This window comes from Gracilimonas tropica DSM 19535 (assembly GCF_000375425.1).
GTDB lineage: Bacteria > Bacteroidota > Rhodothermia > Balneolales > Balneolaceae > Gracilimonas > Gracilimonas tropica.
Window position 1 is genome coordinate 13,131 of the sequence record NZ_AQXG01000005.1, and the last position, 12,439, is coordinate 25,569.

14 protein-coding genes are annotated in these 12,439 nt (G+C 44.5%); 2 read left to right on the top strand and 12 right to left on the bottom strand.

Features of this window, described 5'->3' with window-relative positions; genetic code table 11:
- Nucleotides 1-98 precede the first annotated feature (98 nt).
- Together B151_RS0109565 and B151_RS0109570 are read right to left on the bottom strand one after the other, a co-directional pair.
- Nucleotides 99-563: a YybH family protein gene (locus B151_RS0109565; protein ID WP_020403405.1), complete on the bottom strand. Its 465-nt coding sequence runs from the start codon at nt 561-563 to the stop codon at nt 99-101.
- Between the two features lie 85 nt (nt 564-648).
- Nucleotides 649-2,349 (bottom strand): sodium:solute symporter family protein, encoded by a 1,701-nt coding sequence (locus B151_RS0109570; protein WP_020403406.1) that lies wholly within the window; start codon nt 2,347-2,349, stop codon nt 649-651.
- 152 nt (nt 2,350-2,501) lie between these two features.
- Here B151_RS0109570 and B151_RS18390 point away from each other — a divergent pair, with 152 nt between their 5' ends.
- The gene (locus tag B151_RS18390) at nt 2,502-3,347 is read left to right on the top strand and encodes a DUF72 domain-containing protein (RefSeq protein ID WP_020403407.1); all 846 of its coding nucleotides are present in this window, start codon (nt 2,502-2,504) and stop codon (nt 3,345-3,347) included.
- Here the strand turns inward: B151_RS18390 and B151_RS0109580 are convergent.
- From B151_RS0109580 to B151_RS18395, 3 genes are all read right to left on the bottom strand, one after another.
- Nucleotides 3,344-3,748: a TraR/DksA family transcriptional regulator gene (locus B151_RS0109580; RefSeq protein WP_020403408.1), complete on the bottom strand. Its 405-nt coding sequence runs from the start codon at nt 3,746-3,748 to the stop codon at nt 3,344-3,346. The two genes, B151_RS18390 and B151_RS0109580, sit on opposite strands and share 4 nt — an antisense overlap.
- A 79-nt stretch (nt 3,749-3,827) precedes the next feature.
- Nucleotides 3,828-4,451, bottom strand: coding sequence for a hypothetical protein (locus B151_RS0109585; protein WP_020403409.1), 624 nt, complete (start codon nt 4,449-4,451; stop codon nt 3,828-3,830).
- A gap of 29 nt (nt 4,452-4,480) precedes the next feature.
- Entirely contained in the window at nt 4,481-5,617 is a 1,137-nt protein-coding gene (locus B151_RS18395) for an MFS transporter (RefSeq protein WP_169332205.1), read from the bottom strand.
- A 131-nt stretch (nt 5,618-5,748) separates the two neighbouring features.
- Here B151_RS18395 and B151_RS0109595 point away from each other — a divergent pair, with 131 nt between their 5' ends.
- Nucleotides 5,749-6,648, top strand: coding sequence for an ATP-grasp domain-containing protein (locus tag B151_RS0109595; protein ID WP_020403411.1), 900 nt, complete (start codon nt 5,749-5,751; stop codon nt 6,646-6,648).
- Nucleotides 6,649-6,651: 3 nt separating this feature from the next.
- On the opposite strand, the gene B151_RS0109600 is transcribed toward B151_RS0109595, so the two are convergent.
- From B151_RS0109600 to ffh, 7 genes are all read right to left on the bottom strand, one after another.
- Nucleotides 6,652-7,386 (bottom strand): DUF1499 domain-containing protein, encoded by a 735-nt coding sequence (locus B151_RS0109600; protein WP_020403412.1) that lies wholly within the window; start codon nt 7,384-7,386, stop codon nt 6,652-6,654.
- Between the two features lie 122 nt (nt 7,387-7,508).
- Nucleotides 7,509-8,063 carry an adenylate kinase gene (locus B151_RS0109605; protein WP_020403413.1) on the bottom strand — a complete coding sequence of 185 codons (555 nt, stop codon included), beginning with the start codon at nt 8,061-8,063 and terminating at the stop codon, nt 7,509-7,511.
- 103 nt (nt 8,064-8,166) lie between these two features.
- Entirely contained in the window at nt 8,167-8,517 is a 351-nt protein-coding gene (rplS, locus tag B151_RS0109610) for a 50S ribosomal protein L19 (RefSeq protein ID WP_020403414.1), read from the bottom strand.
- A gap of 39 nt (nt 8,518-8,556) precedes the next feature.
- Nucleotides 8,557-9,249 (bottom strand): tRNA (guanosine(37)-N1)-methyltransferase TrmD, encoded by a 693-nt coding sequence (gene trmD, locus B151_RS0109615; protein ID WP_026166599.1) that lies wholly within the window; start codon nt 9,247-9,249, stop codon nt 8,557-8,559.
- Nucleotides 9,250-9,252: 3 nt separating this feature from the next.
- The gene (gene rimM / locus B151_RS0109620) at nt 9,253-9,792 is read right to left on the bottom strand and encodes a ribosome maturation factor RimM (protein WP_020403416.1); all 540 of its coding nucleotides are present in this window, start codon (nt 9,790-9,792) and stop codon (nt 9,253-9,255) included.
- Between the two features lie 15 nt (nt 9,793-9,807).
- Nucleotides 9,808-10,716: a 30S ribosomal protein S16 gene (gene rpsP, locus B151_RS0109625; protein WP_020403417.1), complete on the bottom strand. Its 909-nt coding sequence runs from the start codon at nt 10,714-10,716 to the stop codon at nt 9,808-9,810.
- A gap of 35 nt (nt 10,717-10,751) precedes the next feature.
- Entirely contained in the window at nt 10,752-12,092 is a 1,341-nt protein-coding gene (ffh, locus tag B151_RS0109630) for a signal recognition particle protein (protein ID WP_020403418.1), read from the bottom strand.
- Nucleotides 12,093-12,439: the final 347 nt, after the last annotated feature.

The following is a 12,439-nucleotide window of genomic DNA, read 5'->3' on the forward strand; positions in this document are numbered from 1 at the left end:
GCTACGTACATCGGCTCGCTGAGCCGATTTGTGCTTTATAGCTATAAGCTTAGAATAATTTCCCAATTAATTTTATGCAAAAATGATAACCGTACTGTTCACTTTCGATAGTTTTCAGGCTTCAAATTTCCTTTCTCATCAATGATGTTTGTTTCTGCACCCGGTATAATGTCCGTGTTATGGGCCGACACACATTTCCATTCCTCCCCGAATTTTTGCACCACAAATGAAAATATATTTTGGCGGATGGAGGGTACTTCTACGTTCCCTTTTTTAGTTTGACCTTTGAGCCTCATTCGGGCATGAACCACCGCAATATCATCAGAAAGCTCCTTCACTTTGATCTCTCTAATGGCCAGGTCTGAATCTCCAAAGATCTTTTCAAATCCATACGCATGCGCCTGGCGGATATCTTCCCGGTTGTGCCACCAAAGTCCTACTACATTCACGAATTCTGCACCCTCTGTAAATAGTGAAGCCAGCATGTCGGCATCGCGCTTCATCCATGCTTCTTTGAAAAGGTTGGGGATGTCTTCGGGTTGAGCCGCTTTCTTCTCATTCATACATCATACTCAATTTTTTGCCACCGAATCACAAGGACACAAAGGTTCACTAAGTTTTCAAGGAGGCTTTTCTTTGTGATAGTTCCTAAATCCTTCGAACCACGGCCCACACAAAAATACAACCTCCGATCAGGAAGGCGATGCCGGTTCCTACATTAAAAAAGAAGATCTGTCCCAGTCCGTAGAGGAAAAAGAAAATGGCCGACAACGACATCGCAATATTGATGAGTGAAGGAATGAGTCCATCCGGTGAAGGAATGCCGTCCGAAAATCGTTTCCAGTTACCCATAGGATGAACCTTCGCGTAGAATTTCTTCAGCGTTTCATCCGATTCCGGTTTAGTGATGAAAGTCGCAATTAACCACGCAATTGTAGAGAAGGCCGTTGTATAGATCATGCTCCAGGCAAATTCGTAGCCCATTTGGTTCGAAAATATCGCCCCGATCATGGCTGCGATCATCGCCACAATTTCACTCCACGCATTGATGCGCCACCAGAACCAGCGAAGCATCAGTACACCGCCAATTCCTGCACTCAACGAAAGAATAAATTCCCATCCGCCGGAAACGGTATCAAAGAAATAGGACACGCCCACGCCCAAAGCGGCCATCATTAGTGTGGCAATCCGGGAAACCAACACATAATGTTTTTGGGCTTTTTCCTTGTTTTCAAAATCCTCCGGGGTTTTTATGAACCGTTTATAGAAATCGTTCACTACATAGGAAGTCCCCCAATTCAACTGCGTGGATATGGTGGATACAAAGGCCGAGAGAAAAGCCACCATCAACAAACCCATCCAGCCCACAGGGAGCACTTCCAGCATCATCAGTGGATAACCGGTTTCGGGATCCGCCAGATTAGGGAACACCACCAGCGCCACCAATCCCACTAAGATCCAGGGCCAGGGACGAACGGCGTACATCAAAATATTGAATAACAAGGTACCACTTACGGCATTTCTCTCATCTTTGGCAGAAAACATCCGTTGCGCTATATAGCCTCCTCCGCCCGGTTCCGCCCCGGGATACCAAGCCGCCCACCAGTTCATCCCCACCCAAATAAGTGCGGTGGATATGGCGATCTCAGGATTGGTAAAGGGATTGAAGCTGAATACATCAAAATTCATGGAATTGGTCAGTTGTGCCTTTAGTTCCGCCAGCCCCCCAACATGATCTACGGCAAACCAAGCCAATGCTATGGTTCCGATCATCGCCAGAATAAATTGTACAAAGTCGGTAACGATAACTCCCCACAGTCCGGAGATGGCTATATATAAGGCGATCAATGCATACAAGATCAGGATCACAAGCCATTGGTCGGCCCCGGTTACGACCGTCAGAATTTTGGCCATCCCGACGGTTACCCAGCCCATGATGATACAGTTGAACGGAAAGGCAAAATAGAGTGCCCGGAATCCTCGCAGAAAGCTCGCGGGTTTTCCCCCATATCGAAGTTCAATAAATTCTACATCCGTGAGTACATCAGCACGTTTCCAAAGTTTGGCGTAGATGAAAACCGTCACAATTCCGGAGATCATCCAGTTCCACCAAAACCAGTTTCCGGCAATTCCCTGCTTGGCAACCAAGCCCGTGATGGCCAGGGGGGTGTCTGCGGCAAAAGTGGTTGCCACCATGGAAACCCCAACTAACCACCAGGGAAGGTTTTTTCCGCCGGCAAAAAAATCATCGAGAGTTTCTTGTCCGCGACGTTTGGCTATCCAGGCTACGGCTATCATCAAAACAACGTATCCGGCAACAACGAGGTAATCGAGCGTTTCAAAGGGCATAAGTGAAATAAATTCCAAGGTTCAAAAATCAATTTCCAAAACAATTGAAACTGAACGTTCGGGTTTGGAATTTGATTGGGGGATTTAGTTAATTGCCGAAGTTAATTGATACTAAACGGATTAAAAAGATAAAAACCACATTACCATATCATTTGGGTTGTACCGTATGGAGCCTTCCGGAGTGGAAAGGTTCTTTTTTTAGAGATGATGCCAAGCCGGCTCAGTTCTTAAGTCAGTACGCTTCTGTTTTTAATTCTGTTGAAGGAAACACCACTTTCTATAATATTCCATCTTCGGAAACCGTCAGGAAATGGGGAGAGCAAACACCGAAGGGATTCAAGTTTTGCTTCAAATTTCCGAGGCATATTACTCATGAAAAAAGAATGCACAATGCAAAGGGAGAAGCCTTGGATTTTGTACGTCTTTTTGAGCCCATCAGGGAGAAGGTCGGGCCATTTATGATTCAATTTCCGGATTCTTTTTCCCCAAACGAGTTGTACCGCCTGGAGGAGGTTTTTTCGATTCTGCCTAAAACATTTAATTATGCGGTGGAAGTTCGCCATCGCGATTTTTTTGATCACGGTAAGCACGAACGTAATCTTGTATCTCTGCTAAAAAGCTACGATGTAAACCGTGTGATTTTTGATACCCGAAAACTGCACTCCATGAAAGCAGTTGAAGCTTCCGTTGCGGAGGCTCAAAAGAAAAAACCGAAAGTTCCTGTTCGGTTCGATACAACGTCTGCCCGGCCCGTTCTCCGCTATGTTGGAGCCAACGATATTCTGAACAACGAACCATATCTAAAAGAGTGGGCGATTATTGTAGCAGAATGGATCGCTGACGGACTGCATCCCTATGTGTTCATTCACGCTCCCGACAAGGCTCAACAACCTAAGCTATGCCGTCATTTTCATACCCTTTTATCAGATTTAATTGAACTTCCTGCTTTGGCGGATAACCCTTTTGATCTACAAAACCAACAACTCGGTTTATTTTAGGTGGTATTTGCGGCACGCACCGCTTCTATGGAATACTTGGCGTGAGGCTTAACTTTAAGCCGCTCTTTTTTAATAGGTTTTCCGGTTGATGTGCAAATTCCATAATCCCCGTTTTCCATACGAAGCAACGCTTCTTCTATCTCTTCCAGCTTTTCTTCTTCTTTACTGATCAACGAGTAATATTTTTCACGCTCCTCTTCTGACGATCCAATATTTCCCTGATGATGAGCGGCCGATGAATTAGTGTTATCGAGTTTATCCTCGAGTTCTTTCAGCCTTTCTTTAAACTCATTGATTTTATGTTTGCTCTCTTTTCGTTCTTCTTTCAGTAGTTCTTCAAAATGATTGATCTCTTCACTTGAAAAAGGAGAATTGTTCATTGGTACTTCTTGCGTACTCATAATACTTTAATCGCTCTTTTTTCATGTTCAATTCCTTTAACAAGTTGAAAACCGTGAGCATTTCGTTTTTTATGAGCCTTTATTCCAAAGAGCCGATCATGGCTGTATTTTTCACATAATCTAACTCATTGAGCAGATCCATTACATCCAATTCCCTATTTTCTTCAGTTTCTACCACCGCTGATTTCTCACTTTGTTGAAGGATCTCTGCATTCATTCCCGGATATTGCTCCAATAACTTTTCAAATGATTCCTTCATCGCCTCAGAAGTCATTACGACCAATGTAATTTCGTAAAAGCCTTCCCGTTTTATTTGCTCATATAAGCTTATCACCTCTTTTAATCTTGAGGAATACTTTTCTTTGATCTCTTCCTGTGCGGTTTCATCCATATTTGCGGAAGTGTGAAATACGAGTTCTACCCATTCATTTTCCTCTAATTCTTCCAGTGAAAGATTCTCCGGCATCTCATAAACTTGCAGTATGATGGGTTTGAAATCAGTAGTCAATATCTTCAGTCCCAGTTTCCCGAATTCCTCTTTAACATATCCAAGGCTGACCGTATCCACGAATGAAACCTGAACTTTGCCTTTTTCGAGTTTATACTTGCCCTGTTCCAGTTTATTGATATCGCTTTCGTCCATTACCTGACCCATCAACAGTCCCGGAAAGAGCAGCATTAATATTCTGATCAAATTTTTCATTCCCTTGCCATTTCAGTTATTGTGTTTTATTAGTCATTCAGCAATTTAGATTTCCGGCTTGTAAATCCAACCGCTAACATACATGCCAGTATAAAAGTGAATCCCCCCGTCAATTCAAAATGTTCAACCAAAACTCCCATTACGGGCTGAGAGATCAATCCTCCAATCGAGCCCATGGTCATAACGGAGGCCAGTGCTACTGCTCCTTGTTTACCGGCCACACTCAGGATCATAGGAAAGACCAGCGCCACGCCTGCCCCTGCTGTAATAAATCCAAGTATACCCACCACCACATTCGGGGCAAAAATAGCACTTATGATACCCAGGGATGAAACCACCGAACCCGAAACCAATAAGTTTTTAGCTCCAAATCTTGGCTTCAAGCGATCACCAACCAATCTCATTGCCAACAGAGAACCCGCATATACCGTATAACCGACAGGCACTAAACGTTCCGGTGCTCCTAAATGATCGCTGAAGAAAAGTCCTACCCAATTGCTTATTGAGTCTTCGATGGAAGCCGCTAAAAAGCAGATCACTCCTAACCATAACACGGCCCCATGTGGCAATTTAAATCCCGTTCGAACCGGGGGTTTCTCTGTCTCATCAGGTAAGAAACGGCTGACCAAGAGTAATACTACGGTCAGTACGGCAGCAATTCCCCAAAAATGCCCGGCAAGGGAAGATACAAAGCCAGCCATACCGGTACCGATTAATGCACCGGCAAAATTTCCTACGCCAAAAAATGCATGCACTAACGACATGTGAGATCTTCCCGTACTCACTTCAAGTTGTGAGGCCAATGCATTAATGCTCACATTGAAACCACCGATTCCGGCTCCACAGATAAATAGAACCGCCGTCAAAAATATCCAGTCGGGAGCCATGGTCATAGGGATCAGCGTAGAAATGAGGATAAAGCCAAATAAGATTGTTGAGTTTTTGGCTCCCCATTTTCCCAACGTAATTGCTACAACCGGCATAATAGAAAGTGACCCTATTCCCTTTCCTAAAAGCACGTATCCCAACGTAACGGCGGTGAGGTTGGAAAGGTCCCAGATGGCCGGAATCCGTGAAGCCCAGGTGGCAACAACCGCACCAAGAATAAAAAATACCGTAGCCGTTGCTGCTAATTGTTTTCTTACTGTCGATCTTGGTTCACGCAAAGACATATTCCATTTAATTCCGCCCGAAAATACCTGCTTTAGACCTCACTTCATAAGCCGGTTTTCTAAATTGCTGTTGGAATTTGGAGTGAAAATATTTTCTTTCTGTAATTGTTTTAAAAATTCTCCCTATGAGCCTATATGATATCGTCATACTTACCGATTCGAGGTATGTGAGTCCGTCCTCACCCGGTCAATACGTTCAGAATATCCTTACTGAAGATCAGATGGTTTTTGATGCTTTGGAACGTAAAGGACTTTCTGTTTCGCGCAAGGATTGGGCAGATCCTGAAATGGATTGGTCTGGAACCTCTTCGGTCCTTTTCAGAACGACCTGGGATTATTTTGACCGCTTTGGTGAATTTAAGAACTGGCTTCTGGACACTTCGTCTAAAACAAAACTCATTAACAGCGCCTCTCTTATTCAATGGAATATGGATAAGCACTATTTAAACGAACTTACCAAAGCCGGGGTAAGAGTTGTTCCCACCCGGTATATTGAAGTAGGTTCTAAGCTTTCATTACAACGCCTTCATGAAATAACCGGCTGGACAGATACGGTGATTAAGCCTACCGTTGGTGGGGCCGGCCGACATACCCATCGAATTAGTGAAGATAATCTGCATATCATAGAAAGGAAATTGCACCCGATTTTGGAATTGGAAAGTTTTATGCTTCAGCCATTTCAATATTCTGTTCCTGTTGAAGGAGAAAAGTCTCTGGTTTTCTTTGGAACGGAATTCAGCCATGCCGTTCTCAAAAAAGCCCGTCCGGGAGATTTCAGGGTTCAGGATGATTTTGGGGGGACGGTTCATAAGTACGAAGCCACGGAGGAAGAGATCGACTTTGGGCTTCAGGCGATTTATGCCTGCCCGGAACTACCTGCATATGCCCGGGTCGATTTTATTACCGACAATAGCGGCTCGCTGGCGATCTCGGAACTGGAGCTGATCGAACCTGAGCTTTGGTTCAGGCTTAATCCCTCCGCTGCTGAAATACTGGCTGAAGAAATTTTAACAAGACTTGGTTAACTCTTAGTTCTCAAATTCTTGTTTATACGCCTTGATCCTTTTGGCATTCACACCAAGATCTCCCCTTCCAATTCTCGATTTTGAACGAATATCGATTTGACTGCCTGTTTCTGTGGTGTCAACGCGAATGACCACATCATCTATAAAACCATACCAGGCTAATTTCTCATACGCTTCGATCCGCCCTTCTTCCTTGTTTTCGGCTACCAGGCTCCATCCCATATTCCGAGCTGTTTTCAACGCACGGTCATAGGCTTCATCATAATCGTAAGCAGTTATGATTGGCTGAAGGTCGCCATAATAATTCTTTTGGGCCTCTGCGGTTTCAGCGCCGGCGTATTCAACCGGATTTGGAGCCTCGGCTCTTAGAGGAGCTATTGCTACAAACTCGGGCGGATTTTCGGTATCAGTGGTGATATCGTGAATTGGCGGATATCCTTTTTGAACCTCCATATACCAATAGCTGATATTTCCTAAAGCTGCGACAACGATAATTATGGATGTGATTCCGGCTGTTTTCATCTTCCCGGTTCGGTCTTTCAGTTTCAAAAAGCCAATAAGAGCCAGGATTCCACCGACAACTGCTCCCGCTGTCCCATATGGGATCATGCTAAAACCAAAACTGAAATGCCACCATCCCCATTGATAACCATAACCTGAAAGGATGACTGCAAGAGCGCCAATAACTGCAATTGTTGTTCCCCAGGATGTTAAATTCTGCGCCGTCTTAATTTTCATGATCTTCCGGATTTGATGCTGTAATTCTCACCCATAATACATCAAATACATGATTTTTCGTTCCTCAAAAAAAAAGCCCTGACATGCAGTGCATATCAGGGCTTAAACAAAGTATCGGACTTTTAGTTTAAAGCCGATTTAATTCTTTCCAGGATTTCATCAATAGAGCCCAGACCGTCAATTTCCTGAACTTTATCCTGTTTCTTATAATAGTCCATTACCGGCTTGGTTTCTTTGCGATATACTTCCAGCCGGGTTTTTATTTTCTCTTCGGTATCGTCGCTGCGCCCTTCACCCCGGGATAGAATTCTTTTGATGAGTTCTTCTTCCGGTACCGAAAGTGAGATAAATGCATCCAGCGAATCGTCGTTCTCATCGAGAAATTTATCAAAAGCTTCGGCTTGAGCAACCGTTCTTGGGAAACCGTCCAGAATATACCCATCCTGGTATTTTTCCCTGGAAAGTTCAGCGGCCACTAAATCCACCACGGTCTCGTCGGGCACCAGTTCACCCGCATCCAGGATAGATTTCACTTTCACGCCCAATGGCGTTTTATTTTTGATGGCAGAACGAAAGATATCCCCCGTTGAGAGGTGTGGAATATTGTATTCATTCTGAAGCAACTTAGCCTGTGTACCTTTACCCGCGCCCGGAGGGCCAAACAAAATAATATTCATTTATACCACAGTTTGGTTGATTAATAAGAAATGCTGAATTACAGCCTCGTTTACAAGAACGAGGCTGTTCTCTTCAACTTTATCTTTATAAAAGAACCGAAATTTAGTTCTTGTTCTCTTTTTCTTTAATACGAGCGGCTTTACCCTGTAATTCGCGCAGATAAAAGAGTTTAGAACGTCGAACTTTACCTTTTTTCTGAACCTCAATTTTTGCGATAAAAGGAGAGTTCAGAGGAAATACACGCTCAATTCCAACCCCACCTGAGATTTTTCGCACGGTAAATGTTTTGTTCGGTCCGCTTCCTCGCTCTGAGATCACAACGCCTTCATACTGCTGAATACGTTCTTTCTCTCCTTCACGCACACGATAGTGCACATTCACCGTATCTCCGGCAGTAAAGTGAGGAACTTCCTCATTGATCAGGCTTTGTTCTACAAGTTTTAGCTTATCCATGATTTCTGATTTTAACCCCTAACAAATCGGGGACTGTTATTAATGTTCTTTCTTAAATTTTTTGTACAAATCTTGTCGTCGTTCTTTGGTTCTTTTTTCGGATTGCGCTTGCTTCCACTCGGCCACTTTTTTGTGATCGCCGGAAAGCAATACATCGGGCACTTTCAACCCTTTGAACTCGGAAGGCCTCGTATAAACAGGAGCCTCCAGCAGTCCATCCTGAAATGAATCATTCAGTGCGCTTCCGGCATCTCCCAGTACTCCCGGGATGAGCCGAACTACCGCATCCGTTATGGCCAGCGCCGGAATTTCTCCTCCGGATAGCACATAATCACCAATGGAATATTCTTTGGTGATGAGTTCATCTCGTACTCGCTGATCGACTCCTTTATAATGGCCACACAAAATGATGATGTTTTTTTTGAGGGATAATGCATTAGCATCGGCCTGCTGGAAAACATCGCCATCGGGAGCGGTGAAAATGAGTTCGTCATAATCACGTTCGGACTGAAGTTGCTCGATACAGCTAAATATGGGCTGTGGAGTCAACACCATTCCGGGCTCACCGCCATATGGATAATCATCTATTTTATTGTGCTTGTCTTTGGTGTAATCCCGAAGATCGTGCACATGAATTTCTACCAATTCCTTGTCAATGGCCCGTTTCACAATACTGTGGTTCAGCGGACTTTCGAGAAGAGCGGGAACAGCGGATATGATGTCAATACGCATCATTTAAACGCCCTCCAGTTCATCAAGGTTTTGGCAGTAGATGTTACCATCGCGGGTGTCACGTACAAAATGTTCGATATAAGGAATGAGCCGGCTTCCCGAGGTAGTTGCAACCACCAATATGGGGTGCGCCGGATTGTCCATCACATCGATCACCAAACCGATCGATTCATCCCGATCATCAAAAACTTCATGATCGATTAACGTGTCGTCGGTTTCAGCTTCGGCTTCTATAAAAGACTCTGCATCATCTGCTTCCAGAAAAATGCCTTTGCCTCGTAAAGCTTCGGCCGCTGTGCGATCAGCGATATGGTCAAATTGTACAAAGAACGAAAATTGATTTCTCTTTTCCTCAACCCGAAGATCCATAATACGGGTTGGAACAAAGTCGCCTCTTTCGTTACGCAAATACACAAGCTTCAAGTCATCAACCTTAGCCGGATCGTCCACATCAAAGAACACTTTGAGGAATCCATCAAGGCCATGGGCTTCTTCAACATAGCCCACTTGTGCAAAGCCGGGTGTAATGGCGTCCCGATTCATAGGCGCCGGATTAAATTATCCTTCTTCTTGTTTGCTTTCCCAGGCACGCTGAACCGTCACGCGGTCCTCGTCTTCGGGAACAAATCCTTTGAGGTCGTCCAGATCGGTATCATTGATATGATCGATCGCCTCTTTAGCGGTCATGTCGGTTGAAACCTGACCGGAAGTCGCTTCTTTCTTCTCTTCCTTCTCCTCTTTTTCTTCAGCAGGAGCTTCGTCTTTAGTTTCTTCCTCGGCAGCTTCTTCAGCTTTTTCTTCCTCAGGCTCTTCTTCTTTGGCTTCTTCTTCCTGAGTTTCTTCAGCCGTTTCGGCTTCATCAGAAGTTTCCTCTTCAGCTTCCGCTTCCGTTGTTTCTTCCGTCTCAGCAGCAGCTTCTTCTGTTGATTCTTCTTCAGAAGATTCTGCTTTTTCTAAGGCCTCTTCAATTTTGTCTGCATCTGATTTCGGAGCTTCTTCTTCCTCAGCTTCAGCCAGTGCTTTTTCAGCTTCTACTTCAGCAGCAGCCTGTTTGGCTTTTTTCTGAAGCTGCTCTTTGTATTCTCTTTCTTCGGCAGCAAGAACGTCTTTGTAGTCTTCTTTGCGGCTCTTGGCGTCTTCTTTTTTAGAGTCGCGGTATTCTTTCCACTCTGCCAAAGCGGCTTCAATTTCTTCTTCGCTCTTGCCCCAGTTCATGAGGTGGCGCTTGTACAGCAATCCTTCGCGACGAAGGATCTTGCGTACGGTATCGGTAGGTTGTGCCCCGGTATCTAACCAGTAAAGAATGCGGTCTTCGTTGAGTTCTACCACTTTCTTTTCGGTTACGTTGTCGTAATATCCCACGCGCTCTACGATTCTTCCATCACGAGCTTCGTGTTTTTCGGCCACTACGATATGCCAGATAGGGCGTTTCTTACGTCCTTTTCGTTGTAATCTGATTCTTAACAATGCTGTTCTCCAATATTGGTTTTAGTTATAAGTTCTTATCTGCCGATCGGTAGATTTTTCAGACCTTGCATAGCGCGTCCCATTTTTCCCATTTTGGACATGGTCTTCATCATCTTTTTCATTTGATCGAACTGTGTCATGAGCTGGTTGATCTCACGAACGGTTGTGCCAGAACCTTTTGCTATCCGCCTTCTTCGGCTTCCATTTAATAGCTCGGGATTCTGACGCTCCTCCGGCGTCATTGATAAGATTATAGCTTCAATCGGTTTGAACGCATCGTCGTCGATTTCTGCATCATCCAATGCTTTGCTGGCGCCGGGAATCATATTAACAAGATCACCGAAGTCTCCCATCTTCTTGATCTTCTGAATTTGCTCGAGAAAGTCGTTCAGGTCGAATTTATCCGACTTAATTTTCTTTTGAAGTTTTTCAGCTTCTTTCTCGTCAAATTCTTTTTGAGCTTTTTCAACAAACGATACCACATCTCCCATGCCCAAAATACGCTGGGCCATTCGGTCGGGATAAAACGGAGAGAGAGCTTCCAGCTTTTCGCCGGTACTTACAAATTTGATGGGTTTGTTTACAACGGTTTTGATAGAAAGTGCAGCACCACCGCGGGTATCACCATCCAGTTTGGTTAAAACCACACCGTCGTAATCAATACGATCGTTGAATTCTTTGGCTGTGTTGACAGCATCCTGCCCGGTCATAGAATCGACCACAAACAGGATCTCATGAGGGTTTACGGCTTCCTTAATTTCCGCAACCTCATTCATCATATCCTCATCTACATGTAAACGACCCGCGGTATCAATGATCACCGTATCAAGTGCGAGGCTTTTAGCCATGGAAACGGCTTCTTTAGCTACGCGAACGGCATCTTTCTGCTCGATGGAATACACCGGAACATCAATTGAAGAGGCGAGTGTCTTAAGCTGGTCAACAGCGGCAGGGCGATAAACATCGGCGGCAGCAAGAAGAGGATTCCTTTTATGCTCCTGCTTTAAGTGTCGGGCTAACTTACCGGTGAAGGTAGTTTTACCCGAACCCTGAAGTCCGGCTATAAGAATTACTGTAGGAGGAGTGTCAGCTTTGGCGATATCGGCTTTTTCGCCACCAAAAGTTTCAACCAGCTTATCGTACACAATTTTAGTGAACTGTTGGCCGGGATTCACCGAGGTGAGCACATCAGAACCGAGTACCTCATCCTTGACATCTGCTGTAAATTGGCGGGCGACCTCATAATTAACGTCAGCATCCAGCAAGGCACGGCGAATTTCACGGACAGTCTCCGCGATATTCACTTCCGTGATCCGTGCTTCTCCCTTCAGGGATTGAAACGCTTTATCTAATTTTGAGGATAGATCTTCAAACATTTTTGTTCAATCAGTTTTTCTCCGCCAATTACAGAGCCTGTAAAAATACGGGTTCTTTTTCGTGTTATCAACATCAATGTGGATAAATGTTTTTGAGTGAAATTAAGAGCCGGTCCAGACATGCGAATTGAACGCTATGACGCTGATTTTGCGGATAGACTCGGAAGGTTTGACGGAATAACCAAGAATCGTCCGACCACTGAAGGAATAAAACAGTCTGCATCAATTAAATCTCACCACCGGAAAGATAGCAGAAACCACAAAGAAGTGGTTCGACGAACGGGAAGGCCTCCCACATTTAATAAGAAGCCTACGAACACATTTTCGCCCTCAATCAATCGTCGGAC

Bases quoted from the DNA above. Each gene is read 5' to 3' on its own strand.
- B151_RS0109565 (WP_020403405.1), bottom strand. From the start codon at position 563: ATGAATGAGAAGAAAGCGGCTCAACCCGAAGACATCCCCAACCTTTTC.
- B151_RS0109570 (WP_020403406.1), bottom strand. From the start codon at position 2,349: ATGCCCTTTGAAACGCTCGATTACCTCGTTGTTGCCGGATACGTTGTT.
- B151_RS0109580 (WP_020403408.1), bottom strand. From the start codon at position 3,748: ATGAGTACGCAAGAAGTACCAATGAACAATTCTCCTTTTTCAAGTGAA.
- B151_RS0109585 (WP_020403409.1), bottom strand. From the start codon at position 4,451: ATGAAAAATTTGATCAGAATATTAATGCTGCTCTTTCCGGGACTGTTG.
- B151_RS0109595 (WP_020403411.1), top strand. From the start codon at position 5,749: ATGAGCCTATATGATATCGTCATACTTACCGATTCGAGGTATGTGAGT.
- B151_RS0109600 (WP_020403412.1), bottom strand. From the start codon at position 7,386: ATGAAAATTAAGACGGCGCAGAATTTAACATCCTGGGGAACAACAATT.
- B151_RS0109605 (WP_020403413.1), bottom strand. From the start codon at position 8,063: ATGAATATTATTTTGTTTGGCCCTCCGGGCGCGGGTAAAGGTACACAG.
- rplS (WP_020403414.1), bottom strand. From the start codon at position 8,517: ATGGATAAGCTAAAACTTGTAGAACAAAGCCTGATCAATGAGGAAGTT.
- trmD (WP_026166599.1), bottom strand. From the start codon at position 9,249: ATGCGTATTGACATCATATCCGCTGTTCCCGCTCTTCTCGAAAGTCCG.
- rimM (WP_020403416.1), bottom strand. From the start codon at position 9,792: ATGAATCGGGACGCCATTACACCCGGCTTTGCACAAGTGGGCTATGTT.
- ffh (WP_020403418.1), bottom strand. From the start codon at position 12,092: ATGTTTGAAGATCTATCCTCAAAATTAGATAAAGCGTTTCAATCCCTG.